Source organism: Leifsonia sp. Root1293 (assembly GCF_001425325.1).
Taxonomy (GTDB): Bacteria; Actinomycetota; Actinomycetes; order Actinomycetales; family Microbacteriaceae; genus Orlajensenia.
The window spans coordinates 1,441,439-1,468,224 of sequence record NZ_LMEH01000001.1 but is presented as its reverse complement, the minus strand read 5'-3'; the positions used below and the strand labels follow the sequence as shown (position 1 = coordinate 1,468,224).

Genomic DNA, 26,786 nt, shown 5'->3' with positions numbered 1-26,786 from the left:
TGCTGGGTGCCTTCCACCCACACGTACTCCGGTCTCGACAGCTCGGATGGCTGATCACGCAGACCCACGCGACACGCGCTGCCGCATCCGCCGGCATGGTGCATACTGAGTCATCGCCTCCGAGTGGGTCGATCGTCCCACTTGTTGCCCGTTGTCGTGTGAGGAGTCGCCATGCCGCGCATACCCGCATCCGAGCGTCGTGTCGCGCTCGTGCTGGCCGCCGTGCAGGTCATCGGGCGCGGGGGAGTCTCCGCCGCGACGACGAGAGCGATCGTCGCGGAGGCCGGGATGTCGCTCGCCAGCTTCCACTACGCCTTCACCTCGCACGGCGAGCTCATGGCCGAGGTCGTGCGCTGGGTCATCGCCGAGGAACGCGGTGCCATCCTTCCGGACGACATCGAGGTCGGCTCGCTCGAGGACGTGGCCCGAGCGGGACTGCAACGCTACTTCGACCTGCTGCGCGCCGATCCCGAGCGCGAGCAGGCCGTCAACGAGCTGGCCCTCTACGCCCTGCGCACCCCTGACATGCGCCACCTCGCGCGGGAGCAGTACGACGGCTACCACGCCCTCGCCGCTGCCGCCCTGACTTTCGCCGCCGAGCACACCGGCAGCGAATGGAACCGCCCCGTCGACGAGGTCGCGCGCCTGCTGGTCGCCCTCACGGACGGTCTCACCCTGTCGTGGCTGGTCGACCGTGACGACACGGCCGCCGGTCACCTCATCGACAACGCGGCCGCCCTGGTCGCAGGAATGGCGCACACACGATGACCACCACCTCGACAGCGCAACCGGCCGTCTTCAGCGAACCGACCCAGCGGGTGACCGGTGCCTGGATCGCAGCGTTCGGCGCGGCCTGGCTCGGCATCTGGATGGCGCAGCTTACGCCGATCCAGTTACTGCTGCCGCTGCAGATCGACGACGAGCTGCATCCGCAGAACTGGATCGACAGCGTGGTGGCCTTCGGGATCATCTCGGGCATCGCCGGCCTCTTCGCCGTGATCGTCTACCCCCTCACCGGCGCGCTGTCCGATCGGACGACGTCGCGGTTCGGGCGTCGTCGCCCGTGGATCGCCGGGGGAGCGCTGGGCTTCGCCGTCTCGCTCGTGCTGCTCGGGCTGCAGCACAGCCTCGTCGGGATCGGCGTGTTCTGGGTGCTCTCGCTCTCAGGCTTCTGCGTCATGACGGCGGCACTCACCGCCACCATCTCCGACAGGGTGCCGGTCGACCAGCGCGGCTACGTCTCGGGCTGGCTCTCGGCGCCTCAGGCGATCGGCACCATCCTGGGCATCCTGCTGGTGACGCTGCTGTCGCTGACCGTGCTCGCCGGCTATGCCCTCGTCGCCGTGCTGCTGCTGGTGTTCACCATCCCCTTCCTGATGCGACCGGATGCCGTGCTCGAGCCGGCGCAGCGCGAGCGCGTCTCGGCTCGGGGCGTCGTCGGCAGCCTGTGGATCAGTCCACGGGAGCACCCCGACTTCGGCTGGACCCTGCTCGGCCGCATCCTGGTCAACTTCGGCAACGCCTTCGGAACCACGCTGCTGCTGTACTTTCTCATGTTCGGACTCGACCGGACTGATGCCGAGGGCGACCTGCTCCTGCTCACGGCGGTCTACATGGTCTTCGTCATCCTGGCCGCGCTCGTGCTCGGCAGGCTCTCCGACAAGCTCGGTCGTCGCAAGCTCTTCGTCATCGTGGCCTCGGTGCTGCAGGCCGTCGCCGCGGTGCTGCTCGCCTTCTTCCCCGACTTCACGGTGGCACTCTTTGCTGCGGCCCTTCTGGGGCTCGGCTACGGATGCTTCCTCTCCGTCGATCAGGCACTCGCCACCCAGGTGCTCCCCGACCCGGAGCACCGCGGAAAGGACCTCGGAATCATGAACATCGCCTCGGCCGTCCCCCAGGCCATAGCGCCCCTGATCGGAGCCGGTCTCGTCGCCATGATGGGCGGCTTCACCGGACTCTTCCTCGTCGCGGCCGTCTGCGCGGCCCTCGGCGCCCTTGCCGTGACGCGCGTGAAGAGCGTGCGCTGATGGCCGCCGTGCAGAGTGCGGCCGGTGCCGCCCGGGATGCAACCCTCCTCGGCCTGGATCGCGTGCCCGATGGGCAGCCCTGGCTCGAGACCGGACCGTTCTGGTCGAGCCTCGACCGCGCCACCGCAGAACTCGACCCGCCGTTCGGCGTGCTGAGCCTCGACGCCCTCCGGCACAACGCGCACGACATGCTGCGCAGGGCCGGAGGCACGCCCATCAGGGTGGCGAGCAAGTCGATCCGGGTGCGCAGCGTCATCGAGGAACTGCTGCAGCTTCCCGGATACAGGGGAGTGCTCGGCTACACGCTCGCGGAGGCCCTGTGGCTCGCCGAGACCGTCGACGACGTCGTCGTCGGCTATCCGACGGTCGACCGGGAGGCCATCCGTCGCCTCGCCACGTCGCCCGAGCTCGCCGCGAGGGTGACGATCATGGTCGACTCGCCGGCGCAGCTCGACATCGTCGATGCCGTGCTGCCGCCCGCGCTCCGCGAGGACATCCGGGTCTGCCTCGAACTCGACGCCTCGTGGAATTCCGCCGTGCTCGGTCACATCGGCGTCCTGCGGTCGCCCGTGCACGACGCCGACGCCGCGGCATCGCTCGCGCAGTACATCGAGGGACGTCCGGGTTTCACGCTCGTCGGAATGATGGCCTACGAGGCGCAGATCGCCGGGGTCGGCGATCAGCCCATCGGCAAGCCGCTCGACGGAGCCCTGAAGCGCTGGATGCAGTCGCAGTCCATCGAGGAGCTGCATGCCCGGCGGGCCTCTGCGGTTGCGGCTGTGCGACGCATCGCCGACCTCGAGTTCGTCAACGGCGGGGGCACCGGCTCGCTCGAGTCGACCCACGACGACGGCTCCGTCACCGAGATCGGCGCAGGCAGTGGCATCTTCGGCGGACACCTGTTCGACAACTACAGCCGGTTCACGCCGGCCCCGGCCGCGTCGTTCGCGATGTCGATCGTGCGGCGCCCGGCACCGGACACAGCGACCATCCTCGGCGGCGGCTGGATCGCCTCCGGCCCTCCCGCGCCCGACCGGCTGCCGAAGATCGTCTGGCCCGCCCGCCTCTCGATGGCACCGCGCGAGTCTGCCGGAGAGGTGCAGACTCCCGTCACCGGTCGAGCCGCCAGAACCCTGCGACCCGGCGACAGGGTCTGGATGCGCCACACCAAGTCGGGGGAGCTCTCCGAGCACCTCAACGACTTCGCCCTCGTCGACGGCGACACCGTCGTCGGCACCACTCCCACCTACCGGGGAGAAGGGAAGGCGTTCCTGTGAGCGCGAGCGGCGCCGTCTGGCGCAACTGGGCACGAACGGAGTCGGTGCGTCCGGCGCGGGTCGAGCGTCCGGCGACGACGGGAGCGGTGCAGCGTGCAGTCGAGGCTGCCGCGCGCACGGGCATGCGCCTGAAGCCGGTCGGAGCGGGACACTCGTTCACCGGTATCGCCGTCGCCCCGGGCGTGCAACTCGACCTCACCGACCTGAGCGGCATCATCGACGTCGATGCCGAGCGCCAGCGCGTCACCTTCGCGGCAGGCACCCGCCTGCACCAGCTGCCGCGCCTGCTCGCTCCCCACGGCCTCGGCCTCACCAACATGGGCGACATCGACAGGCAGTCGATCGCGGGAGCCACCTCCACGGGAACGCACGGCACCGGGGGTCGGTTCGGCGGCATCGCCACGCAGATCCGCGCCATGACCCTCGTGACGGCATCCGGAGAGCTCCTCCGTATCAGTGAGACCGAGAACCCCGAGTTGCTCGGCGCAGCGGCACTCGGTCTCGGCGCCCTAGGCGTCGTCGTCGACGTGACCCTGCAACTGGTTCCGGCGTTCGCCCTGCATGCCGTCGAGCGCCCGGAGCCGCTCGAGGCGGTGCTCGAGGAGTACCTGGAGCGCAGCGACACCGCCGACCACTTCGAGTTCTACTGGTTCCCGCACACGGCGACCGCCCTCACCAAGACCAACACCCGCCTGCCGGCCGACGCGCCACTGCACCCCCTCGGCAGGGTCTCGCGCTTCGTCGACGACGAACTCGTGGCGAACGGCGCGTACAGGATGCTCTGCGCCCTCGGCACAGCCTTCCCCGGCACGGTGCCGTCGACGGCGCGCCTGGCCGAGAGGTTCTCGGGTAATCGCGACTTCACGGATGCCGCCCCCTCCGTGTTCGTCACGAATCGAACCGTGCGCTTCCGGGAGATGGAGTACGCCCTGCCCCGTGAGGCTGTGCCGTCGGCCATGCGCGAGATCCGCCAGCTCATCGACCGGAACGACTGGCGGGTCTCCTTCCCGCTGGAAGTGCGATCCGCCGCAGCAGACGACCTCTGGCTGTCGACGGCGTCCGGTCGCGACACGGGCTACATCGCCGTGCACAGGTACTACCGGGAGGACCACCGCCCGTACTTCGGGGCGGTCGAGGCCATCATGCGCTCCCACGACGGTCGGCCGCACTGGGGCAAGATGCACGACCTCGACGCTGCAGAACTCGCGACGATGTACCCGCGCTTCACCGACTTCGTCGCCCTGCGCGACAGGCTGGACCCGACGGGCATGTTCGCGAACCCGTATCTCGACCGGGTTCTGGGCGTCACCCCGGGACGTCCCAGTCCGGGGGGTGCCCGGTTCGCTCACCATTCGGGCTGAAACGCTTGCTGATCTGGCTTTCCGCGCAAACTGAGCGGATCTCGGTTAACCCCCTCTTCGGGTGAGGGCTCCGGATCTTCTCGCATGGGGGCGTTGACAGTGATTTCTCCGCGCTGGCACCCTGAGGCCACCGGCACCCCCTACATCGCCGGTGGCACTGCCTCCCGACTCCCTACAGTTGCGTGGCGACCGCGCGTCGCCCGAATGGAGACCTGATGTTCCCGAACCGCTCCGACGACTCAACGACCGAGCGCACCAGAAGCCCGTGGTTCACGGTCGTGGCGATTCTCATCGCCACGGCCGTGCTCACGACGGGCACCACGGCGGCAGCGGCCGCACAGGCCGCTGAGCGCACCGAGCGCGTCGCCGAGGCCAGGACGGCCGCGATCGGCGAGGTCTCCCACAGGGTGGGAGTCGGCGCCGGCAGTGTCGACCTCTCCGCCTCCCGGCTGTCGTCGGCACTCGACCTGGCGACCTACGAACTCTCCCTCGCCGGCACCGCCCTGTCGCAGAGCGCCGGTAAGGCGACCGAGGCCACCCGCACCGCTCTCCAGTCGTCAACTGCAGCAGCCGGCGAGTTGGCCGCCACGTCGACCGACGTCGACGCCGTGCTCGCCGCCGTGTACGGTCTGCGCGAGCTCGAGAAGAAGACCACCGGAGAGGTTGCCGTGTGGCAGAAGGCCGAGGATGCCCGCATCGCCGCCGCGGCCGCCGCAGCTGCTGCTGAGGCCGCTGCCCAGGCAGCCGCCGAAGCCTCTGCCGCCGTCTCTTGGAGCGACGAATCCTCCTCGGACAGCTGGGCCGAGTCGGATGCCGCCGCAGAGTCTCCCGCAGCCGAGCCGGCTGCCAGCGCTCCGGCACCAGCCGCGGACGCGCCCGTGAACGACGACTGCGGCCCGTGCCCCGGAGCCACCCTGGTGCCCATCGTCTCCGACGGAATCACGTACTGGGGCTGCCCGTAGACGCGACCTACGGCGTCCGACGCCGCAGCGTGATCGATCCGAACACGATCGCCCCCACGATGAAGGCGCCGAGGATGAGGATCTGACCCCAGATCCAAGCGGCGCTCTCGCTGTCGGTCGCGACGGCATTCAGGGCATCGATGGCGTGCGACAGGGGCAACCAGTCGCTGATCGCCTCGAGCACGGGCGGAAGCTGGTCCCGTGCCAGGAAGATGCCGCCCAGGAGGATCTGCGGGAAGACCAGAACGGGCATGAACTGCACGACCTGGAACTCGGTGCGGGCGAAGGCGCTGGCCAGCAGACCGAGCGCCGTGCCGAGGATCGCATCCGCCAGTGCGACGGCGAGGAGCAGCCAGATGCTGCCCTCGATCGTGAGCCCGCAGATCCAGACGGCGAACGCCACGGCGATCGACGCCTGAGCTACGGCCAGGAGGCTGAAGGCCAGCGTGTACCCGAGGATGAAGTCGCCCTTGCCGAGCGGCATGGCGAGGAGGCGCTCCAGCGTTCCTGAGCGGCGCTCACGCAGGGTGGCGATGCTCGTGACCAGGAACATCACGATGAACGGGAACAGCGCGATCATCGCCGGGCCGATGCTCTGGAAGACGTCGGTGTCCACGAAGATCCAGGCGAGGAGGCCGATCAGCAGCGTCGGCACCACCAGCAGCAGCACGATGGTCCGAGGGTCGTGACGGATCTGCAGGAGCACGCGGCCTGCCGTCGCGAAGGTTCGGCGGGCGTTCATCGTCCCTCCTCCCCACGGGCATGCCGATGGCGACGGGGCCGAGCTGACCCGCCGCGCCGAGCGGGAGCCTGTGCCTCGCTCTCGCGATCGGGGCGCGAGGCGATGATGGCCAGGAACGCCCCCTCGACGTCCGAGGCTCCCGTCGCCCCGAGCAGGGCCTGCGGGGTGTCATCCGCGAGCATCTCGCCGTCGCGCATGAGGAGCAGTCGGTCGCATCGCGTGGCCTCGTCCATGACGTGACTCGAGACGAGCAGCGTGGTGCCCGCGGCGGCCAGCCTGTGGAACAGGTCCCACAGCTGCACGCGGAGCAGAGGATCGAGGCCGACCGTCGGTTCGTCGAGGACGAGCAGTTCCGGAGCGCCCAGCAGCGCTGCGGCGAGGGAGACCCGGGAGCGCTGGCCCCCGGAGAGCGACCCGACGACCCTGTCGGCGAAGGGAGTGAGGTCGGTCTCCTCGATCACGCGGGCGACGTCGGAGCGCGGAGCTCCGAGCACCGACCCGAAGTAGGCGATGTTCTGGGCGACAGTGAGATCGTCGTAGACGCTGGCCGACTGCGTGACGTACCCCACCCGGTGTCGGAGGGGTTCGCTGCCCGCCGGCTCGCCCAGTACGGCCACAGTGCCGGACGTCACCACCTGCACCCCCACGATGGCGCGCATGAGGGTCGTCTTGCCGCTGCCGCTGGGGCCGAGCAGGCCGACGACGCCCCCGCGGGCGATGCTCAGATCGAGGCCGTGCAGTACCGCCGTGCTGCCGCGACGGATGTGGAGATCCCGGATGTCGACGGCCGGAGCCGCACTATTCATCATGTGATGAATTATTCGCCCGAAGACGGCCCGTCGTCAAGGGGAAAGCCGGTCAGATGCCACTGCACGGCCGGGCCGAGACGCGCCACCAGGTCGTCGATCGGGGCACTGGCCAGGGGTTCGAGCCGCAGCACGTACCGCGTGAGCATGATGCCAACGATCTGCGACGCCGCGAGGGTCGCCCGCAGATCGGCGTCGGGCGTGTCGAGAGCGGCTGCGATGCGCCGGAACACCTCGCGAACGAGGAAGTCGCGCAGCAGGCTGGTGCCGTCCGAGCCGACGACGGAACGGATGAGGGCGGTGCCGCGGGCGCGCACAGCCGGCTTCTCGAACTCCTCGAGGAGGAACCTCACGATGTTCACGCCGATGTCCTCTCGAGGACCGGCGAGCACGGCCTTGATGGCCCGGTCGGGTCGCAGCGGCGCGGCGATCACCTCGGCGAAGAGATCGGCCTTGTCGGAGAAGTAGTGGTGCACGAGCGCCGCGTCGACCCCCGCCCGCCGGGCAACGGCTCTCATCGAGGTGGCGTCGTAGCCTCGGGCGGCGAACTCCTTCTCGGCCGCCGCGATGATGCGACCCCGGGAGTCGCCGGCGGCGCCCTGCCGAGGTCGCCCGCGTCGGCGTGCACCAGCCGGGGCTGGCAGGTCGGCGGCACTCTCACTCACGATGGGAGAGCCTACGCCTGCCGTGTTCCTTGGAGAGTGATGGGAAGTCACTGCGAGCCGAGTATGCCCCGCTTAGGATGAAGAGTCGCGTCCTCGCGCCATTCACGCCCAAGGAGTCCTCGCCATGGAATGGCTCATTCCCCTCATCATCGTCGTCGTGCTCGTCGCCATCGTCGGCATCTACCTCTGGGCGACGTACAACTCCCTGGTCACGCTGAACGTGCGGGTGGACGAGGCCTGGAGCGACATCACGGTGCAGCTGAAGCGGCGAGCGGACCTCATTCCGAACATCATCGAGTCGGTCAAGGGCTATGCAGCCCACGAGCGCGGCGTGTTCGAGTCCGTCACGCGCGCGCGCGCCGAGACGCTGTCGGCGCAGGGCCCCGTCGAGGCATCCGTCGCCGAGAACCACATGCAGCAGGCGCTCAAGTCGATCTTCGCTGTCGCAGAGGCGTACCCGCAGCTCCAGGCCAGCCAGAACTTCCTGCAGCTGCAGGGCGAACTCGTCGACACCGAGGACAAGATCCAGGCCGCGCGCCGGTTCTACAACGGGGGAGTGCGCGAGCTCAACACCAAGATCAAGGTGTTCCCGAACAACGCCTTCGCGAAGCGGCTGGGCTTCTCCGAGCGGGACTTCTTCGAGGTCGCGGATGCCGCGGCCATCGCGGAGCCCCCGCGCGTGCAGTTCTAGTCGTCAGGAGCCCTGAGGCCCCTTGTACAGCGCGATAGCCAAGAACAAGCGCAACACAGTCTTCATCGTCATCCTCTTCATCGCGATCATCGCCGGTCTCGGCTGGCTGGCCGGCTACGTCTACAACAGCCCGACCATCGTCGTGGTCACGATCGTGGGATCGATCGCCTACGCGATCTTCCAGTACTTCTTCGCGGCCTCGCAGGCCGTCGCCATCTCGGGCGGCGTGCAGATCGAGAAGTCGGACAACCCTCGGCTCTGGCGCACTGTTGAGAACATCGCCATCTCGCAGGGCCTGCCGATGCCGAAGGTGTACATCGTCAACGATCCGGCGCCGAACGCCTTCGCCACCGGACGCGACCCCCAGCACGCCGTTGTGGCCGCGACGACCGGACTGCTCGACCTCATGGACGACTCGGAGCTCGAGGGCGTCATGGCCCACGAGATGGGTCACGTGAAGAACTACGACATCCGTGTGAGCATGATCGTCTTCGGCCTGGTCGTGGCCGTCGGTTTCATCGCGGACATGTTCCTGCGCATGGCGTTCTTCGGGCGAGGGCGGGACAACAACAATCCCGTCGTGCTGGTCTTCGGTCTCGTGGCGATGCTGGTCGCACCGCTCGTCGCGGGTCTCGTCCAGGCCGCGGTGTCGCGTCAGCGCGAGTACCTGGCCGACGCCACCGGAGCCCTCATCACCCGCCACCCCGAAGCCCTCGCCAGCGCACTGGCCAAGCTCGGGGCCTACGGTCGACCGATGCAGAAGCAGAACAGCTCGATGGCCCATCTGTGGATCTCGAACCCGCTCGCGGGCGGTGGCATCGCCAAGCTGTTCAGCACCCACCCGCCGCTGGAGGAGCGCATCCAGCGCCTGCACACCATCGGTGGAGAGTTCTAGGCCAGCTCCGCCTCGAGCGCCGCGCTCAACGTGCCGCGGGCGGCGACGACGATCGACTCCAGGCCCTGCCATGCGGTGATCTCGTGCAGCACCGACGTCACCCGCGCAGCGATCTCGGGGACTGACGCGGCAGGCACGCTCTCCTCCAGCCACGCCGATTGCACCCTGAGTACCTTCGCCTGTCTGTCGTTCTTCAGGTCGATCCGCCCGACGAGCGTGTCGTCGACGAGGATCGGCAGGCTGTAGTAGCCGAAGATGCGCTTCTCGGCGGGGGTGTAGATCTCGATGCGGTAGTGGAAACCGAACATGCGCTCGGTTCGTGCCCGTTCCCACACCACGGGGTCGAACGGAGAGAGCAGCGCCGTGGCCCCGATCCTCCGAGGGAGACGGGCGTCGCGATGCAGCCAGGCCGGAGACTGCCAGCCGTCGACGGTGACGGGAAGGAGCATCCCCGCCTCCTCGAGCTCGGCGATGGCGGCCCGGGTGTCAGCGCGCTTCAGCCGGTAGTAATCTGCGAGGTCCTTCTCGGTGCCGATGCCGTGGGCTGCGGCCGCACGCTCGACCAGCTGCACGTGGGCGTCGTGCTTGGGCACCACGCGCTCGATGACTGCAGAGGGCAGCACCTGCTCGGGCAGGGCGTAGGTACGCTCGAAGCGCGTTCGTCCTGCCGACACCACATCGCCCTGCCGGAACAGCACTTCCAGTCCGCGCTTCACGTCGGACCATCCCCACCACGGTCCGCGTCGCACATTGGAGTCGTGCTCGATGGCGCTCGCGGCCATCGGCCCGTTGGCGGCCAGCTCGCTGGTGAGCCACTCGAGCATGCGCCGGTTGGCGGCGGCCCACGAGTCGCGTGCCGAGAAGTAGTCCCGGTACTCCTCCATGCGCCAGCGCCACGACGACCAGGTGTCGACGGGGATGACGGCGGCCTCGTGCGCCCAGTACTCGACGTAGCCGCCTCGGCGCGGGAACGTGAGCCTGTCGAGCAGCGCCTTGTCGTAGGCGCCGAGCCTGGCGAAGACCGGCTGGTAGTGCGAGCGCTCGTAGACGTTCACCGAGTCGAGCTGGAGGAGCCCGAGGCGCGCGATCAGACCGTTCAACTGGCGGGTTCCGACGGATGCCGGACGCGGACGCCCGAACCCCTGTGCGGCCAGCGCGACACGACGTGCGAGTGCAGGGGAGACGGAATCAGGCATGATGCTGCGACCATAACAGCCCGCGCCGACACCGGCGGGAAGCAGGCGTCTTGGTCGTCAACCCCGAAGCCGACCCCATCGGCGACCGTAGACTGAAACGATGAGCCGAGCTTCGGATGACCAGCGCGGGTGGCGGGCGTTCGGACGCCGCAGGCCCGAGGACAAGCCAGAGGGCGAGCCTCCCTTCGATGTCGAGGCGTCCATCCCGAACGGCGTGCGGCTCGCCGGAGGGTGGTCGTGGCGCCTGCTGCTGATCGGCGCCGTGATCGCCGTGGTCATCTTCCTCGTCATCCAGCTGCGGCTCATCGTCATCCCACTGTTCGTCGCCGTGCTGCTCGCAGCGCTCCTGGTGCCGTTCGTCGGCTTCCTCCGCCGCCACCGGTGGCCCGCGTGGCTGGCCATCACCGTGGCGATGCTGGGGACCCTGGTGCTCGTGGCCGGGTTGCTCGTGCTCGTCATCACGCAGATCCAGCGCGGAGCGAGCGACATCGCCTCCCACGCCCTCGAGTCGTTCGACGAGCTCAAGGCCTGGCTGCTGGCGTCGCCGTTCGAGATCTCCGAGAGCGACCTGAACGGCTTCCTGAACCAGGCCTGGGCGAGCATCCAGCAGGACAGCCAGGTCTACGTCACCGGGGCGCTGTCGCTCGGTTCCTCTCTCGGCCACCTCGTCGCCGGCGTGTTCCTCACCCTCTTCAGCCTGCTGTTCATCCTCATCGACGGCGGGGGCATCTGGCGCTGGATCGTCAGCCTGTTCCCGAAGCGCGCCCGTGCGGCCGTCGACGGAGCCGCCATCGCCGGCTGGACCACTCTCACCAACTTCGCGCGGGTCCAGGTGCTCGTCGCCGCCATCGACGCCGTCGGCATCGGTCTCGGCGCGTTTCTGCTCGGGGTTCCGCTCGCCATCCCGATCGCGGTGCTGGTCTTCCTCGGCTCCTTCATCCCCATCGTCGGCGCCGTGGTCACGGGCACGCTGGCGGCCGCCATCGCTCTCGTCTACAACGGTCCGTGGATCGCACTCTGGATGATCGTGGTCGTGCTGGCCGTGCAGCAGCTCGAGGGCCACGTGCTGCAGCCGCTCATCGTCGGCAGCGTCGTGAAGGTGCATCCGCTCGCCGTCGTGCTCGTCGTGGCGACGGGATCCCTGCTCGCCGGCATCCCCGGAGCACTGTTCGCCGTGCCGGTGGCGGCGGTCATGAACGTCATGGTGCGGTACATTTCGAGCGGGGTCTGGAAGACGAGACCTCCGGTGGAACCGCCGGTGCCGCAGTCGATCCTGTGGCAGACGGTTCCCCAGCCCCGACCGGGCTATCGAAAGGACGACACGACGGATGCCTGACACCGCGAACACCCTGCCTGCACCGACCGGGGCAGCCGGCACCATCGCGGGACCGCAGCTCGCAGACTTCGAGGCCGCCCGGATCACCGTGGGTCGCGTCGTACGGACCACGCCTGTCGAGAGCTCGCGCCACATCGCCGAGGTGCTCGGCGCTCCGGTGTTCCTCAAGTGCGAGAACCTGCAGCGCACCGGGTCCTACAAGCTGAGGGGCGCCTACAACAGGCTCTCCTCGCTGAGCGACGAAGAGCGCGCGCGGGGCGTCGTGGCCGCGTCGGCCGGCAACCACGCCCAGGGCGTCGCCCTCGCCGCGCGGGAGCTCGGCATCCGCGCCACCATCTTCATGCCCATCGGCGTCGCCCTGCCGAAGCTCGAGGCGACCCGTGACTACGGCGCCGACGTCGTGCTGCGCGGCAACGTGATCGGCGAGACCCTCGACGCTGCGGCGGCGTACGCGGCCGAGTCGGGCTCGGTGCTCATCCCGCCCTTCGACCACCCAGACGTGGTGGCCGGGCAGGGCACTCTCGGGCTCGAGATCCTCGAGCAGGTTCCGGATGTCGACACCGTCATCGTGCCCATCGGCGGCGGTGGGCTCGCATCCGGAGTCGCGAGCGCCATCAGGCAGCAGTCCCTGGCGACGGGGCGCACCGTGCGGATCATCGGCGTGCAGGCGGCGAACGCGGCGCCCTATCCCGCCTCCCTCGCCGCGGGGGAGCCCGTGAGCATTCCCGTGATCCCGACCATCGCCGACGGCATCGCCGTGTACAGGCCGGGCAACCTCAACTTCGAGATCATCCGCGACACCGTCGACGAGATCGTCACTGTCACCGAGGACGACGTGGCCCGGGCCATCATCGTGCTCATGGAGCGCGCGAAGCTCGTCGTCGAGCCCGCCGGTGCCGTCTCGGTCGCGGCCATCCTCTCGGGCGTCGTCAAGTCGGACGGGCCCACCGTCGCGATCCTCTCAGGCGGCAACATCGACCCGCTGCTGATGCAGCGCGTGATCAGCCACGGCCTGGCGGCATCCGACCGCTATCTGACGATCTCGATCATGCTGCCCGACCGCCCCGGCCAGCTCGCCCGCACGGCCGAACTCGTCGCCGCTGCGAACGCCAACGTGGTCGAGGTGCTGCACACCCGCCACGGCGCCGGGCGCGAGATCAGCGACGTCGAGCTGCAGCTCTCGATCGAGACGCGGGGCCCGGCCCACAAGGACTTCGTCGTCGAGACGCTCCGGGCGGCCGGATACGACCCGCGCATCGTCTGAGCTGCGGCTCCGCTCGGCCCGGCTCCGCTCGGCCCGAACCGCACGGCCTCGCACGACGACGAACGGCCCGCCTCAGGAGAGGCGGGCCGTTCGTCTTGCGGAGCTTGAGGGGCTACTGGCCGGTCCAGGTCTCGACGGCGGTGATCGTGACGGCGATCTCGCGGCCGTTCGGGGCCGTGTAGCTGGTCGAGTCTCCGACGGCGAGGCCGATGATCGCAGCACCGAGCGGGCTCTGCTCGCTGTAGGCGTCGAGTTCGCTGCCCTCGGCGATCTCGCGGCTGCCGATGAGGAACGTCGTCTCGTCGCCGGCGATGGTGGCGGTGATGATCGTGCCGATCTCGACGACGCCGTGGCTCTCCGGTGCCTCGCCGACCTCGGCCGTGCGCAGAAGCTCGGTGAGCTGGCGGATGCGGGCCTCCTGCTTGCCCTGCTCCTCCTTGGCCGCGTGGTAGCCGCTGTTCTCCTTGAGGTCGCCTTCCTCCCGCGCCGACTGGATGCGGTCGGTGATCTCCTGGCGACCCGTGGTGCTGAGGGTCTGCAGCTCGAGGTTCAGGCGGTCGTAGACCTCCTGCGTGAGCCACGTGACGGTTGCGTCCTGGGACATGTTTCTCCTCGAGAAGGTGCGTGCTTCATGGTGCTGCGGATAAGACGACGCCCCAACGAGGCCGTCGGGGCGAATGAGCCATGTTAGGTCGCCCAGCAGCTCGAAATCAAACCGGTGTTGCTCTGGCGCGAGGTGCGCACCTCTTCGGTGAACGAGCGCGTGTACACGTCGGCGGCCGGAATGTCGACGACCTTCCAGCCGACGATCGAGAAGTCCTCGTTGAGGGCCTGCACGGCGCAGCTCGCGCGGGTGCCTGCCGGCATCGAGATCTCGAAGGTGACGCTCACGGTGCGGGAGTCGATGACGGAGTGCTGGGTGTCCTGAGCCTCGATGATCGGCTTCGCGCCGTCCAGGCCCGCCCAGATCACCCAGGCGGCGAACACGACCACGAACGCTGCGGCGACGATCCCGATGATCCAGCCGTCGCGGCGCTTGCGCGTGCTCGTGCGGCCGTAGCGCGCGTCGAGTTGGGTGGTCATGGAGCTCCTGGCGGTCGGGGCAGGGGCCCCGCAAAGGTTAAGCTGGTGACTCAAGGCTAACAAGAGTGGATCAAGGAGTCGTCCCCCGTGCTCGTGAGCATCACCGACCTTCTGGTACGGGCATCCGTCGTCGCATCGACGGCAGCTCCGACTCCGCCCGATGACGACCTCATCACTCCCGGCGTCGTCGGATTCCTCGTCACCTTCCTCGTGGCCGTCGCCACGGTCCTGCTGATCATCGACATGGTGCGCCGCGTGCGCCGCGTGAACTACCGCGACCAGATCCGGGAGAAACTGCTGCTCGAGCAGGCAGAAGCGCAGATGGCCGCCGACGCTCCGGCGACCGGTGCCTCCACGGCGCGGGCTTCGACCCCGGATGCCGCTCCGGGTGCGGCCCCGACGAGCCCCGTCGTCGATCCGGCGAACACCGACGACACGAAGTAGCGGCTAGCCCCCGACGGAGCCAGGCAGCGGGTCGAGCACGATCAGCAGCACGGCCGTCCAGTGGCAGATGAAGGCGAACAGCGTGCAGGTGTGGAAGATCTCGTGGAATCCGAATCTTCCGGGCCATGGGTTGGGCTTCTTGAGCGCGTAGACGATGGCGCCGCCGGTGTAGAGCAGGCCACCGATGACGACGAGCACCATCATCACGACGTTGGCGTTCAGCAGGTCGACGATGTACATCATCGCCGCCCAGCCGAGCGCGATGTAGATGAACACGTAGAGCCAGCGCGGCGCCCCGATCCAGAACACCCTGAACCCGATGCCGAGCAGGGCACCGGCCCAGACGAGGGTGATGAGGAGGACGCCCTTGCTCGCAGGCAGGGCCAGGATCGCCAACGGTGTGTACGTTCCCGCGATGAGCAGGAAGATGTTCGCGTGGTCGATGCGCTTCAGGATGACCTTGGTGCGCGGATTCCAGTCGAAGCGGTGATAGAGCGCTGAGTTGCCGAAGAGCAGCAGCGACGTGAGCACGAAGACCACCGACGACCACTTGGCCGCAGCTCCGTTCGCGACGGAGATCAGGACGATGCCGGAGATCAGCGCGAGGGGGAAGGTTCCCGCGTGGATCCATCCCCGCCAGGTCGGCTTCACGTCATCGGGATGGGCAGGAGACGCATCCACCATGGGGATGTTCGGCAGTTCCGGACCGCGGTCCTCGTCGAGTGCGACGGCGGCATCCGAGGCGTCCAACGTCGAGGCTGGCTCATCGAGGTGCTCCCGCACGTCCTGCGGTTCTCGGGGGTCGACGGCACTCATGCGCCCAGCCTACGACAGCACCTTCGGGCTCCGGCTGTGAGGCCGGCGCGCCTCGTGCACTACCGTTGACTCCGTGCAGAAGAGGGAAGAACCGTTGGGGCGAGGCCTCCTCTACGACCTCTACCAGCGGCGTCTGCGGCGCGGCCTGACCCCCGAGACCATGCCGCGTCACGTCGCCATGATCATCGACGGCAACCGCCGCTGGGCGCGCCAGCTCGGCCTCGCGACGGCCGCACACGGTCATCGCGCCGGGGCGGCGAAGATGAGCGAGTTCCTGCAGTGGTGCGATGAGCTCGGCATCAGCGTCGTCACCCTGTACCTGCTCTCGAGCGACAACCTCTCGAACCGCGCCGGCGAGGAACTCGACGCCCTCGTCGAGATCATCGCGGAGCTCGCGGATGATCTCTCGCGCCACGGCGACTGGCGGGTGAAGCACGTCGGGTCGACCAGCGGGCTGCCCCAGGCGCTCGTCGACGCCCTCGCGGCGGCAGAAGCCCGCACCGTCGGCCACACGGGGCTGCACATCAACCTGGCCGTCGGCTACGGCGGACGCACCGAGATCACCGACGCGATGCGGTCGATCGTGGCCAGCCACCACGCCGAGGGGCGCAGCCTCGAGGATCTTGCCGAGCGGCTCACCCCCGAGCTCATCGGCGAGCACCTCTACACGGTGGGCCAGCCCGACCCCGACCTGGTCATCCGCACCTCGGGTGAACAACGCCTCAGCGACTTCATGCTCTGGCAGGCGGCGCACAGCGAGTTCTACTTCGTCGAGGCGCTCGGACCCGACCTGCGCGAGGTGGACTTCCTCCGCGCGCTGCGCGACTACGCAACACGACACCGGCGCTTCGGCGCATGAGTCGGATGCGCCATCCGGTGCCCGGCTCCATCGACTTCACGCACGACTCCCACGAAAGGCAGGCGCGATGACGGCGCTCGACGACTACCTCGACGGCTTCCTCGAGGAACCCGGCTACCTCGACTTCGGCAGGGTCGGCCCGCTCTCCGCACGGGTGATCGCCGAATCGCAGGGGATGCAGGACACCCTCGCCAAGGCGCGCTTCGGCTCGCTCGGCGACTTCCAGGCGCAGGAGGAGCGGGCACACGCCGCCGTGGCCGCGGCGACCGGCTTCCCGGCCGAGCAGGTCGTCACCCAGCCCAACACCTCGATGGGCGTCACCCACGCCATGTTCGGCCTGACCGGGGACGTGCTGCTCTCCGCCGGCGAGTTCCCCACCCTGCCGATCTCGGCGGTGCGCGCCGCCGAGGCCCTGCACGTCGTCAGGCCGGTCTGGCTCGAGACCGACCACGGCCGCGTCACGCCGGGACAGGTGCGCGATCAGCTCACCTCGTCGATCGAGGCCGTCGCCGTCACCCTGGTCGACTCGCGCACCGGCTATCTCGCGGATCTCGACGGTCTTCGCCAGGTGATCGGCGATCGCCTGCTCATCGTCGACGCGATCCAGGGCTTCGGTGTCGTGGATGCGGCCTACGAGGCGGCGGATGTCGTGGTCTCCGGCGGCCAGAAGTGGTGCCGCGCCGGCTGGGGCACCGGGTTCATGGCGCTCAGCGACCGCGCGATCGAGCGTCTGACGCCCGTCATCAGCGGCTACAGCGGAACCGGCCCCGACGAGACCTGGGACGAGGTTCCGCCGCCGGCCCCGGGCGCGCGGGCATTCAGGGTCACGAACCCCGATCGCATCGCCCAGGGACGCTTCGCCGCCGCCCTCGAGGAGATGAACGACGTGGGAGCCGGCGAGATCCAGGCCGTGATCGCCGAGAACGTCACCCGCATCATCGATCTCGCCGACGAGTTCGCCATCCCCGTCGCCTCGTCGCGGAACGAGGACGAGCGGGCGGGTCTGGTCGTGCTGGAGCCCCCGGTCGACCAGCTCACCCTGTTGACGGCGTCGCTCTTCAACCACGGCGTCACCGCGACGTCCCGGGCGAACTCGGTGCGTCTCAGCGTGCACGCCGCGCTGCACGAGGACACCGTCGACATGCTGCGCGGAGCCTTCACGTCGTACTCCTCGGCGGCCATCTACTGACGCCGTCCGGCGTGTCGTGTGACAGGCCGAAGTCTTCCCGCGTGTCGTGACCGGCATCCGTCCTCACCGGACGTACGTTGCCCTCATCAGGTAAGGCATCTGATCGAGTCGGCCACATAAGACGGCTCGAAACCCGCCATGTGGCCGCTCGCGATTCCGAGTGCGAAGCTCGGGGTGGGAGCGGTTGTGACCTCACTGGAAATCCAGAAGTCGGTTCAGCACGGCACGGATGCCGGGACCCGAACGCTCGAGCGCACGTATGTGCTCGACACGTCGGTGCTCCTCAGCGATCCGGGTGCCCTGTTCCGCTTCGCCGAACACTCCGTCGTGCTGCCGGTCATCGTGATCGCAGAGCTCGAGGCCAAGCGTCACGATCCGGAGATCGGCTTCTTCGCCCGCAAGGCGCTCCGCACGCTCGACGACCTGCGCGTCGAGCACGAGCGACTCGACTTCCCGATCCCCGTCGGCGACGACGGCGGAACGCTCCGCGTCGAACTCAACCACTCGAACACCTCGGTGCTGCCCAACGGCCTGCAGCTGAACGACAACGACACACGCATCCTCGCCGTGGCGCTCAACCTCGCCAATGAGGGCCTCGACGTGACAGTGGTGTCGAAGGACCTCCCGCTGCGCGTCAAGGCCGCGTCGATCGGTCTCGCGGCCGAGGAGTACCGCGCCGAGCTCGCCGTCGACTCCGGGTGGACCGGAATGGCGGACGTCACCCTCGGCGCTCGGGAGATCGACGACCTGTACGAGCAGGACTACCTCGAGACCCGTATGGTCGCAGACCTCCCCATCAACACCGGGGTCGTCGTGCACTCCGACCGCGGAAGTGCGCTGGCGCGTGTCATCCGCAAGGGCGAACTGAAGGTGGTGCGCGGCGACCGCGAGCTGTTCGGTCTGCACGGTCGGTCGGCAGAGCAGCGTCTCGCCATCGACATGCTGCTCGATCCCGAGATCGGCATCCTCTCGCTCGGCGGAAGCGCGGGAACCGGAAAGTCGGCCCTCGCCCTCTGCGCCGGCCTCGAGGCCGTGCTGGAGCGCCAGCAGCACAAGAAGATCATGGTGTTCCGACCGCTCTACGCCGTCGGTGGCCAGGAGCTCGGCTACCTGCCCGGCGACGCCGGCGAGAAGATGAACCCGTGGGGCCAGGCGGTCTTCGACACCCTCGGCTCCGTCGTCTCGGACAACGTGCTGAACGAGGTCGTCGAACGGGGCATCCTCGAGGTGCTGCCGCTCACCCACATCCGCGGCCGCAGCCTGCACGACGCCTTCGTGATCGTCGACGAGGCGCAGTCGCTGGAGCGCAACGTGCTGCTGACGGTGCTGTCCCGCATCGGCCAGAACTCGCGGGTCGTGCTCACCCACGACGTCGCCCAGCGCGACAACCTCCGCGTCGGCCGACACGACGGGGTCGCCTCGGTCATCGAGACGCTGAAGGGCCACCCGCTGTTCGGACACGTGACCCTCACCCGCTCGGAGCGGAGTGCCATCGCAGCCCTCGTGACCCAGATGCTGGAGGGCAACGAGCTGGCCTGAGCCGCGCCGGCCGCGCCGCGCTTCGCCTTCGCCTCCGCCTCCGCCTCCGGGCCCGGGCTCGGCGAATCCCCGGAGCCAGGCATCCGGAAAGCGAGGACTTTCCGAACGAAACGCCCCCGTCGAACCTCTGACGGGGGCGTTTCGCGGCGAAGTTCCTCGCTTTCCAGAAAGAGAGCGCGGGCCTCTAGTTCCTGACCGGCGGGCGCGTCATCGACAGCACGTCGAGGGCGCTGTCGAGCTGCTCGACCGACACCTCACCGCGCTCGACGAAGCCGAGGTCGACGACGGCCTCGCGCACGGTGATGCCCTGGGCGACCGAGTGCTTGGCCACCTTCGCGGCTGCCTCGTAGCCGATCACCTTGTTGAGCGGCGTCACGATCGACGGCGACATGCCGGCGAGGGCGGCGGCGCGCTCCACGTTGGCCTCCAGTCCGTCGACGGTCTTGTCGGCGAGCACCCTGGCGGCATTCGTGAGCAGGCGGATCGACTCGAGCAGCGCGGTTCCCATCACGGGGATCTGCACGTTGAGCTCGAAGGAGCCCGAGGCGCCGCTCCAGGCGATGGTGGCGTCGTTGCCGATCACGCGGGCGGCCACCATGAGCACGGCCTCGGGGATCACGGGATTGACCTTGCCGGGCATGATCGAGGAGCCGGGCTGCAGGTCGGGGATGCTGAGCTCGCCGAGTCCGGTGTTCGGGCCCGATCCCATCCAGCGGATGTCGTTCGAGATCTTCGTGAGGCTCACGGCGATGGTGCGGAGGGCTCCGGATGCGTCGACGAGGCCGTCGCGGTTGGCCTGGGCCTCGAAGTGATCGGCGGCCTCGGTGATGGGAAGCTCGGTCTCCTGCTGCAGCAGCTCGATGACGAGCTGCGGGAAGCCGGCGGGAGTGTTGATGCCCGTGCCGACGGCGGTTCCGCCGAGCGGGACCTCGGCGACACGGGGGAGTGTGGACTGCACGCGCTCGATGCCGAGGCGCATCTGGCGGGCGTAGCCGCCGAACTCCTGGCCCAGGGTGACCGGTGTGGCGTCCATGAGGTGGGTGCGGCCGGCCTTCACGACACCGGACCACAGCTCGGCCTTGGCCTCGAAGGCGACGGCGAGGTGGTCGAGAGCGGGGATGAGGTCGTCGATGAGGGCGCTGGTCACGGCGATGTGCACCGAGGTCGGGAACACGTCGTTGGACGACTGCGAGGCGTTCACGTGGTCGTTCGGGTGCACGGGGCTGCCGAGACGTGAGGTGGCCAGGTTCGCCAGCACCTCGTTCATGTTCATGTTCGACGACGTGCCGGAACCCGTCTGGTACACGTCGACCGGGAATTCGGCGTCGTGCTTGCCGGAGATGACCTCGTCGGCCGCCGAGGCGATGGCACCTGCGACGTCGCTGCTCAGCACGCCGAGGCGCTCGTTGGCGATCGCCGCCGACTTCTTGATGCGTGCGAGGGCGGCGATCTGCGCCGACTCGAGCGTCGATCCGGAGATCGGGAAGTTCTCGACGGCACGCTGGGTCTGGGCGCTGTACAGCGCGTTGGCGGGAACGCGCACCTCTCCCATCGTGTCGTGTTCGATGCGGTATTCGGACTCAGCCGCGGTGCTCACGTTGTGTGTCATGCCTTTCGAGAGGTGATGTTCGGCACTAGACCGTGCCGACGACGATGTCGGTTTCGGCGCGGCCCTCGACGAGCCTGTAATTCGCGCCGACGATAGCCAATCTACCTTCTGCGATGGCCTCGCTGATCATCTCGCTGGACTCCAGCAGCTCGGCCACGGTGTCGCGCAGGTGCTCGCGTCCGACGAACGAGGCGTCGATGTCGGACGGGTCGATCGGCTCGTCGCCCGCGGGGCCGACGACACGGTTGACGGCGGGCATGATCTTGTCGATGAGCGCCTGGATGTGCACCGGCAGGGGAGCGGCATCCGGAACCACGGAGTCGATGGCGGCCTTCACGGCACCGCACTCGTCGTGCCCTAGCACGAGGATGAGCGGAACGCCGAGAACACCCACGGCGTACTCGAGAGATCCCAGCACCGATTCGGAGATGGTCTGGCCGGCGTTGCGAACCACGAACAGGTCGCCGAGACCCAGATCGAAGATGATCTCGGCCGACAGCCTGGAGTCGCTGCAGCCGAAGAGTGCGGCGATGGGAGCCTGCCCGGCGGCGATGACGCCTCGTCTGCCGACATCCTGATTGGGATGCTGTGGTTCACCCGCGACGAACCTCTCGTTGCCGCGGCGGAGTTCCCGCCACGCGCTCGACGGGGTGTGCGTCGTCTGTTCGGGAACTGTCGTCATCCGTGGTTACTCCTCGGCGGTGATCGTGGGGGTGAGAGACTTCGCGAGCGTCGTGAATTCCGACGGGGTGCCCGTGCCGGAGAGCACCCAGGTGCTCTCGCCCGCCGTCGTGACGAGAGCGTAGCGGGCGTTGCCCAGGTCGTCGGTCGACGCCCTGTTGTCGTAGATGGTCCAGTCGACGCCGTCGATGGTGACAGAGCCCGTCGCGAGGGTGTTCTTCAGCTCGGATGCCACCCAGGTGTCGTTGGCGTCGAAGGCCTGGCTCATCCCGATGAACTCGTCGCTCGGGGTGAGGAAGCCGATGAACCAGACGTCGACGCCGTCGGCCGCGCCAGCGCGGTAGACGGCCGTGTTCGACCGCCACCCATCGGGCAGGTCGGGGCTGGCGAGAGTTTCGGGAACGCCGGTCTGGGCCGTCGCCGACAGTGCCTTCCAGTCGACGGTGTTGTCGAAGTTCATGTCGCCGCGGGGGACGGCGAGGAAGATCACGAAGGCCACCGCCACGCAGACGATCAGAGAGAGCACGAGGTTGTTCGGGGTCTTGCGAGCCCTGTAGAGCCGCGAGTTCTCGGCCTTCCGTGCTGCCGTCTCCTCTGGCGTCTCGGGACGGCCGAGCTCGGCGACGACGCGGGGAGGCTTGCCGGCCATCAGACGGCGTCCGATGCGAGAGGCGCTCCGGATGCCGCCGACGGGACTGATGCCCCTGCGCGTGCAGCCTCGAGGCGCGCCTTCGCACCGATCAGCCATTCCTCGCAGCGCCGGGCGAGCTGCTCGCCGCGCTCCCACAGCGCGAGCGACTGCTCGAGCGTCGACGATCCCTGCTCGAGCGCGCTCACGACGCGGATGAGTTCGTCGCGGGCCTCCTCGTAGCTGAGGTTCGCGGTGTCGTCGTTCGTGGGCATGGCATCCATTCTATTTCGTCGTCGACGGCGCACTCGCCGCCGTCGACTCGCCGGGACCCGACTCGTCAGGGCTCGCGCCGGACACCCGCGTCGCGGGTCCGGTGGACTCCGTTCCGACCACGCCCTCGGCCAGCGTGAGCACGAGGCGGGTGCCGGCCGGTGCCTGGTCGGCCCGCCGCAGCACGTGGCCGTCGGGCAGTTGAGCGATGGCGTAGCCGCGGTCGAGTGTGGCCTGGGGAGACAGGGAGCGCAGGCGGGTCGCCAGCTCGGTGGTGGTGGCCTGCGCCCGCTCGATCGTGCGCTCGAGCAGGTCGGAACCCCTGGCGAGATAGTAGGTGAGGTCTTGGGCGCGCTGGTCGACGATCCAGCTCGTATTGGCCAGAACGGGCCGGCTGCGGAGCTGGACGATGCGGTCGGTCTCGTGCGTGAGGAGGTGGGTGAGCCGTGTGCCCAGACGGGCGCGGGCCTGCCGCACGCGTGCGAGCTCGTCGGCCACGTCGGGGACGACGCGCTTGGCCGCATCCGTCGGGGTCGATGCGCGCAGGTCGGCGACATCGTCGAGCAGGGGGCGATCGGCTTCGTGCCCGATGGCGCTGACGATGGGCGTGGTCGCGGATGCCGCAGCACGGAGCACGCGCTCGTCGCTGAAGCCCAGCAGATTCTGGAAGTCACCGCCGCCGCGAGCCACGATGATGACGTCGACCTCGGGGTCGGCGTCGAGCCTGAGGATGGCCGACGTCACCTCCGGCGCACACCGGTCTCCTTGGACGGCGGCGTGCACCACCCGGAAATCGACGGCCGGCCAGCGCAGTTGCGCGTTGCGCAGCACGTCCTTCTCGGCGTCGGAGTCCTTGCCCGTGATCAGGCCGATGCAGTGCGGCAGGAACGGCAGCGGCTTCTTGCGGGCCGCATCGAACAGGCCCTCGCCGGCGAGCTTCTTGCGCAGCCGTTCCAGCCGTTCCAGCATGTCGCCGAGACCGACGTGCTTCAGCTGCACCACGGTCATGGTGAGGCTTCCGCCCTTGGTCCACCAGTTGGGCTTGACGAGCGCGACCACCCTGTCGCCCTGCGTGAAGTCCTCACGGAGGCGGGCGCGCACCGACGACCACAGCTGGATGCTCACGGTGACATCGGCGTGCAGGTCTTTGAGCTTGCCGTAGACGTTGCCGCCCGAGACGCTCCACTGGGTGAGCTCGCCCTCGACCCACACCGTGCCGAGCCGGTCGATGTAGTCCTTGATCTTGGTGGTGAGCACCGAGACCGGCCACGGAGACTCCATGCTGGGACCGGTGGATGCCGGCGGAGCCGTGGTCGCATCCGTCGTCGCGTCCGTCATGAAAGCCCCTCACCAAGTGATGCCGGAACACCCCGGTAGAATCGAAGGCGTGACCAGCAGTACGGAAGCCCCGCCCATCGGCCTCGGAATGCCGCGAATTCCCGGCGTGCGGGGGCGGCTCAAGAATACCCCGGTGCTCGGACAGAAGAAGGTGCTGCTCGCGGCCCCCCGCGGATACTGCGCCGGTGTCGACCGAGCTGTCATCGCCGTGGAGAAGGCGCTGGAGCACTACGGTGCCCCGGTGTACGTGCGCAAGCAGATCGTGCACAACATCCACGTCGTGACGGAGCTCGAGAAGAAGGGTGCGATCTTCGTCGAGGAGGTCGACGAGGTGCCGTCGGGCGCCCACGTCGTCTTCAGTGCTCACGGAGTCTCGCCGGCCGTCGTCAACGCAGCAGCCGATCGCGGACTCCTGGCGATCGACGCCACCTGCCCGTTGGTGACCAAGGTGCACCGCGAGGCCGTTCGCTTCGCGCGCGACGACTTCGAGATCCTGCTGATCGGCCACGAAGGTCACGAGGAGGTCGAGGGAACCGCCGGTGAGGCGCCCGATCACGTCACCATCGTCAATAGCCCGGCCGACGTCGACGATCTCGTCGTCCAGGACCCCGACAAGGTGGTGTGGCTGTCTCAGACCACTCTCTCCGTCGACGAGACCATGGAGACCGTGCGCCGGCTGCGTGAGAAGTTCCCCAACCTGCAGGACCCGCCGTCGGACGACATCTGCTACGCGACCCAGAACCGCCAGGTGGCCATCAAGAAGGTCGCCGCTGGTGCGGAACTGGTCATCGTGGTCGGCTCGGCCAACAGCTCCAACAGCGTGCGCCTCGTCGAGGTCGCCCTCGAATACGGCGCCAGTGCCGCCTACCGCGTCGACTACTCCAGCGAGATCAAGCAGGAATGGCTCGACGGCGTCGCGACAGTCGGCGTGACCAGTGGAGCCTCGGTTCCCGAGGAGCTCGTCGAAGAGGTGCTGCGCGATCTCGCGGATGCGGGATACGGCGACATCGAGGTCGTGAAGACGGCCGAGGAGGACCTGATGTTCTCGCTGCCGAAGGAGCTCCGCAAGGATCTCCAGGGCAAGCAGGACGAGCGCGCTCTCGGCGGCCGCGTCTCCTCCTAGAGCGAGGAAGGGGCGCCTAGCCGAGGCGCGCGGCTGAGCGGCACCGATGCGGCTCTCGCGTCGGCGCCGATTACTGCGTCTTGGACAGCTCGGCGAAGTGGTTGAGCAGGGTTGTATCCGTCAGCAGCACAGTCGTCATCACGAAGATCACGGCGATCGCCGAGAGCACCCCGACGACGATCGGAATCCAGAAGGCCCGGCGTCGGCGGCGGATCTGCAGGAGCGACAGGCCGGCGGCGAGCAGCCAGAGAACGACCTGCACGATGCCTCCGATCATGACGATCGTCGAAACGACGGATGCCGGCGTGTAGTCGCCGATGCCCTCCTGAGCGTGCACGATCGCGATCGACTGCGTGATGCCCGACTGCAGCTGGATCGAGAGCACGACGCCGAAGATCCCGAGCACGAGAAGGGCGAGCGTCACCGGGCGGTCCCACGCCGGGGCGGCCTGGGGGTCGGCCGGGAGCTCGGACGGTGCGTGGGGAACAGGGGCCGCCTCACTTCCGAACAGTGTGCCGGAGGGAGTCTTCTGCTTCGGAGCGCGCTGAGCCCTGGCCGCCTTCGGCGGCTTCGCGTCCTGCGGCGGTGTCTGCGGGGCGTTGTGTCCGTGCGCCGGCTTGTGGACGACCATCGGCTCCTGCTGATGGCCCGTCTTCGAGTCGGCGGGAGGAGTCCACACCCAGCCGGGAGGCGCGAGCTCGCCGAACTGCGGCTTCGGTCGCGTGTCGACCGGCTGGGCCGGGCTGTTCTCCGGCGCGGGTGCAGAGCTCTCAGGCGTGGCGGCAGGCTGGGAACCCGACCCGTCCACAGGGTCAGGAGTCGGGTTCTCAGCCATCAGGACCTACGCCGAGTGCCCGGCGGAACCGAGCTGCTTGGTGGACTCGACGACGCGAGCGGCCATGGCCGACTCGGCGACCTTGCCCCAGGCGCGGGGGTCGTAGAGCTTCTTGTTCCCCACCTCGCCGTCGACCTTGAGCACGCCGTCGTAGTTCTTCAGCATGTAGTCGGCGATGGCGCGGGTGAACGCGTACTGGGTGTCGGTGTCGATGTTCATCTTCACGACGCCGTTGGCGACGGCCGCGGCGATCTCGGCATCCGTCGAGCCCGATCCACCGTGGAAGACGAGGTCGAGCGGCTTGGGTCCGGTGCCGAACTTCTCGGCGATGCCGGCCTGGATCTCGCCCAACAGCTCGGGACGCAGCTTCACTCCGCCGGGCTTGTACACGCCGTGCACGTTGCCGAAGGTGAGCGCTGCGATGTAGCGGCCGTTCTCGCCGAGGCCGAGTGCCTCGACGGCCTTCGTGACATCGCCGACGGTCGTGTACAGGGCCTCGTTGCTGCCCTCGTGCTCCACGCCGTCCTCTTCGCCGCCGACGACGCCGATCTCGACCTCGAGGATGGCGTTGATGGCCTGCGTGCGCTTGAGCATGTCCTGGGCGATCTCGATGTTCTCATCGAGCGGAACGGCGGAGCCGTCCCACATGTGCGACTGGAAGATGGGGTTGCGGCCCGCCTTCACCTCTTCCTCGGAGGCCGCGATGAGCGGCAGCACGAAGTCGTCGAGGGCGTTCTTGGGGCAGTGGTCCGTGTGCAGCGCGACGGTGATCGGGTAGTTCTTGGCGACCTCGGTCGCGAACTTCGCGAAGGCGAGCGCACCGGCGGCGCGGTTCTTGACGGTCTGGCCGGCGAAGTAGTCGGCACCACCCGTGGTGACCTGGATGATTCCATCGGATCCGGCCTCGGTGAGGCCCTGGAGCACGGCGTGGATGGTCTGCGACGACGAGACGTTGAAGGCGGGGTAGGCGAATCCGCCGGCCTTGGCCTTGTTCAGCATCTCGGCGTACTGCTCGGGTGTTGCAACGGGCATGGCGACTCCTTCGGGAATGTCTGCGGGGTGTCCTCGAAGTCTATCCAGTCGTCGACAGGGCGGATGCCGGACGCATGGCGGGCGGCCGGCGCGCGGATGCCGCCGCCGTGATGCG

General features: G+C 68.6%; 28 protein-coding genes. 14 read left to right on the top strand and 14 right to left on the bottom strand.

Annotation, left to right across the window (positions count from 1 at the left end; genetic code table 11):
• The first annotated feature begins 171 nt into the window (after window positions 1-171).
• The 5 genes from ASC59_RS06850 to ASC59_RS06830 all read left to right on the top strand — a co-directional run bounded on the left by ASC59_RS06850 (window position 172) and on the right by ASC59_RS06830 (window position 5,627).
• Window positions 172-768, top strand: a complete 597-nt coding sequence (locus ASC59_RS06850) for a TetR/AcrR family transcriptional regulator (RefSeq protein WP_055819967.1) — start codon at window positions 172-174, stop codon at window positions 766-768.
• Complete coding sequence (locus tag ASC59_RS06845; protein ID WP_055819964.1) at window positions 765-2,027, top strand: MFS transporter; 1,263 nt, start codon at window positions 765-767, stop codon at window positions 2,025-2,027. The genes ASC59_RS06850 and ASC59_RS06845 overlap by 4 nt, the downstream gene beginning before the upstream one ends.
• Window positions 2,027-3,304: an amino acid deaminase/aldolase gene (locus ASC59_RS06840; RefSeq protein ID WP_082513449.1), complete on the top strand. Its 1,278-nt coding sequence runs from the start codon at window positions 2,027-2,029 to the stop codon at window positions 3,302-3,304. Before ASC59_RS06845 ends, ASC59_RS06840 begins: the two co-directional genes overlap by 1 nt.
• Complete coding sequence (locus ASC59_RS06835; protein WP_055819961.1) at window positions 3,301-4,665, top strand: D-arabinono-1,4-lactone oxidase; 1,365 nt, start codon at window positions 3,301-3,303, stop codon at window positions 4,663-4,665. Before ASC59_RS06840 ends, ASC59_RS06835 begins: the two co-directional genes overlap by 4 nt.
• Before the next feature lie 215 nt (window positions 4,666-4,880).
• Complete coding sequence (locus ASC59_RS06830) at window positions 4,881-5,627, top strand: hypothetical protein (RefSeq protein WP_055819959.1); 747 nt, start codon at window positions 4,881-4,883, stop codon at window positions 5,625-5,627.
• Window positions 5,628-5,634: 7 nt separating this feature from the next.
• On the opposite strand, the gene ASC59_RS06825 is transcribed toward ASC59_RS06830, so the two are convergent.
• The 3 genes from ASC59_RS06825 to ASC59_RS06815 are packed head-to-tail and all read right to left on the bottom strand — an operon-like array spanning window position 5,635 to window position 7,840.
• Window positions 5,635-6,369, bottom strand: a complete 735-nt coding sequence (locus tag ASC59_RS06825) for an ABC transporter permease (protein ID WP_055819957.1) — start codon at window positions 6,367-6,369, stop codon at window positions 5,635-5,637.
• Entirely contained in the window at window positions 6,366-7,175 is an 810-nt protein-coding gene (locus ASC59_RS06820; RefSeq protein WP_235492698.1) for an ABC transporter ATP-binding protein, read from the bottom strand. The genes ASC59_RS06825 and ASC59_RS06820 overlap by 4 nt, the downstream gene beginning before the upstream one ends.
• An 11-nt stretch (window positions 7,176-7,186) precedes the next feature.
• On the bottom strand, window positions 7,187-7,840 hold the full coding sequence (locus tag ASC59_RS06815) for a TetR/AcrR family transcriptional regulator (protein ID WP_235492600.1): 654 nt from the start codon (window positions 7,838-7,840) through the stop codon (window positions 7,187-7,189).
• A 124-nt stretch (window positions 7,841-7,964) separates the two neighbouring features.
• Between ASC59_RS06815 and ASC59_RS06810 the strand changes: the two genes are divergently transcribed.
• Both ASC59_RS06810 and ASC59_RS06805 read left to right on the top strand, forming a co-directional pair.
• A complete protein-coding gene (locus tag ASC59_RS06810) occupies window positions 7,965-8,531 on the top strand; it encodes a LemA family protein (RefSeq protein ID WP_055819951.1) in 567 nt (188 codons plus the stop codon).
• A 22-nt stretch (window positions 8,532-8,553) separates the two neighbouring features.
• Complete coding sequence (locus ASC59_RS06805; RefSeq protein WP_055819948.1) at window positions 8,554-9,426, top strand: M48 family metalloprotease; 873 nt, start codon at window positions 8,554-8,556, stop codon at window positions 9,424-9,426.
• Here ASC59_RS06805 and ASC59_RS06800 read toward each other — a convergent pair.
• Window positions 9,423-10,622 (bottom strand): winged helix-turn-helix domain-containing protein, encoded by a 1,200-nt coding sequence (locus tag ASC59_RS06800; RefSeq protein ID WP_055819945.1) that lies wholly within the window; start codon window positions 10,620-10,622, stop codon window positions 9,423-9,425. The two genes, ASC59_RS06805 and ASC59_RS06800, sit on opposite strands and share 4 nt — an antisense overlap.
• A 100-nt stretch (window positions 10,623-10,722) precedes the next feature.
• On the opposite strand from ASC59_RS06800, the gene ASC59_RS06795 reads away from it, so the two are divergent.
• Together ASC59_RS06795 and ilvA are read left to right on the top strand one after the other, a co-directional pair.
• Window positions 10,723-11,958, top strand: coding sequence for an AI-2E family transporter (locus ASC59_RS06795; RefSeq protein WP_055819942.1), 1,236 nt, complete (start codon window positions 10,723-10,725; stop codon window positions 11,956-11,958).
• Entirely contained in the window at window positions 11,951-13,222 is a 1,272-nt protein-coding gene (ilvA, locus tag ASC59_RS06790; RefSeq protein WP_055819938.1) for a threonine ammonia-lyase, read from the top strand. Before ASC59_RS06795 ends, ilvA begins: the two co-directional genes overlap by 8 nt.
• Window positions 13,223-13,334: 112 nt before the next feature.
• Here ilvA and greA read toward each other — a convergent pair whose 3' ends face one another.
• Window positions 13,335-13,826 carry a transcription elongation factor GreA gene (gene greA, locus ASC59_RS06785; protein ID WP_055819935.1) on the bottom strand — a complete coding sequence of 164 codons (492 nt, stop codon included), beginning with the start codon at window positions 13,824-13,826 and terminating at the stop codon, window positions 13,335-13,337.
• A gap of 83 nt (window positions 13,827-13,909) precedes the next feature.
• The gene (locus tag ASC59_RS06780) at window positions 13,910-14,305 is read right to left on the bottom strand and encodes a DUF4307 domain-containing protein (protein WP_055819933.1); all 396 of its coding nucleotides are present in this window, start codon (window positions 14,303-14,305) and stop codon (window positions 13,910-13,912) included.
• An 87-nt stretch (window positions 14,306-14,392) separates the two neighbouring features.
• Here ASC59_RS06780 and ASC59_RS17470 point away from each other — a divergent pair, with 87 nt between their 5' ends.
• The gene (locus tag ASC59_RS17470) at window positions 14,393-14,749 is read left to right on the top strand and encodes a hypothetical protein (protein WP_200942346.1); all 357 of its coding nucleotides are present in this window, start codon (window positions 14,393-14,395) and stop codon (window positions 14,747-14,749) included.
• Window positions 14,750-14,752: 3 nt separating this feature from the next.
• Here the strand turns inward: ASC59_RS17470 and trhA are convergent, their stop codons facing one another.
• On the bottom strand, window positions 14,753-15,433 hold the full coding sequence (gene trhA, locus ASC59_RS06770) for a PAQR family membrane homeostasis protein TrhA (protein ID WP_055822954.1): 681 nt from the start codon (window positions 15,431-15,433) through the stop codon (window positions 14,753-14,755).
• Between the two features lie 205 nt (window positions 15,434-15,638).
• Between trhA and ASC59_RS06765 the strand changes: the two genes are divergently transcribed.
• From ASC59_RS06765 to ASC59_RS06755, 3 genes are all read left to right on the top strand, one after another.
• Window positions 15,639-16,424: an isoprenyl transferase gene (locus ASC59_RS06765; RefSeq protein WP_055819931.1), complete on the top strand. Its 786-nt coding sequence runs from the start codon at window positions 15,639-15,641 to the stop codon at window positions 16,422-16,424.
• A gap of 67 nt (window positions 16,425-16,491) precedes the next feature.
• Window positions 16,492-17,613, top strand: coding sequence for an aminotransferase class V-fold PLP-dependent enzyme (locus tag ASC59_RS06760; protein WP_055819927.1), 1,122 nt, complete (start codon window positions 16,492-16,494; stop codon window positions 17,611-17,613).
• Between the two features lie 138 nt (window positions 17,614-17,751).
• A complete protein-coding gene (locus ASC59_RS06755) occupies window positions 17,752-19,152 on the top strand; it encodes a PhoH family protein (protein ID WP_082513447.1) in 1,401 nt (466 codons plus the stop codon).
• A 184-nt stretch (window positions 19,153-19,336) separates the two neighbouring features.
• Here ASC59_RS06755 and ASC59_RS06750 read toward each other — a convergent pair whose 3' ends face one another.
• The 5 genes from ASC59_RS06750 to xseA are packed head-to-tail and all read right to left on the bottom strand — an operon-like array spanning window position 19,337 to window position 23,681.
• Window positions 19,337-20,761, bottom strand: a complete 1,425-nt coding sequence (locus ASC59_RS06750; RefSeq protein ID WP_055819924.1) for a class II fumarate hydratase — start codon at window positions 20,759-20,761, stop codon at window positions 19,337-19,339.
• Between the two features lie 25 nt (window positions 20,762-20,786).
• On the bottom strand, window positions 20,787-21,443 hold the full coding sequence (locus ASC59_RS06745; protein WP_055819921.1) for a carbonic anhydrase: 657 nt from the start codon (window positions 21,441-21,443) through the stop codon (window positions 20,787-20,789).
• 6 nt (window positions 21,444-21,449) lie between these two features.
• On the bottom strand, window positions 21,450-22,091 hold the full coding sequence (locus tag ASC59_RS06740) for a DUF4245 domain-containing protein (protein ID WP_055819918.1): 642 nt from the start codon (window positions 22,089-22,091) through the stop codon (window positions 21,450-21,452).
• A complete protein-coding gene (locus ASC59_RS06735) occupies window positions 22,091-22,354 on the bottom strand; it encodes an exodeoxyribonuclease VII small subunit (protein WP_055819915.1) in 264 nt (87 codons plus the stop codon). Before ASC59_RS06735 ends, ASC59_RS06740 begins: the two co-directional genes overlap by 1 nt.
• Before the next feature lies 1 nt (window position 22,355).
• On the bottom strand, window positions 22,356-23,681 hold the full coding sequence (gene xseA, locus ASC59_RS06730; RefSeq protein ID WP_082513446.1) for an exodeoxyribonuclease VII large subunit: 1,326 nt from the start codon (window positions 23,679-23,681) through the stop codon (window positions 22,356-22,358).
• Between the two features lie 88 nt (window positions 23,682-23,769).
• Here xseA and ASC59_RS06725 point away from each other — a divergent pair, with 88 nt between their 5' ends.
• A complete protein-coding gene (locus ASC59_RS06725) occupies window positions 23,770-24,804 on the top strand; it encodes a 4-hydroxy-3-methylbut-2-enyl diphosphate reductase (RefSeq protein WP_082513613.1) in 1,035 nt (344 codons plus the stop codon).
• Between the two features lie 70 nt (window positions 24,805-24,874).
• On the opposite strand, the gene ASC59_RS06720 is transcribed toward ASC59_RS06725, so the two are convergent.
• Both ASC59_RS06720 and fbaA read right to left on the bottom strand, forming a co-directional pair.
• Window positions 24,875-25,639, bottom strand: coding sequence for a DUF6264 family protein (locus tag ASC59_RS06720; protein WP_157487943.1), 765 nt, complete (start codon window positions 25,637-25,639; stop codon window positions 24,875-24,877).
• Between the two features lie 6 nt (window positions 25,640-25,645).
• Window positions 25,646-26,671, bottom strand: coding sequence for a class II fructose-bisphosphate aldolase (gene fbaA / locus ASC59_RS06715; RefSeq protein ID WP_055819905.1), 1,026 nt, complete (start codon window positions 26,669-26,671; stop codon window positions 25,646-25,648).
• Between the last annotated feature and the right edge of the window lie 115 nt (window positions 26,672-26,786).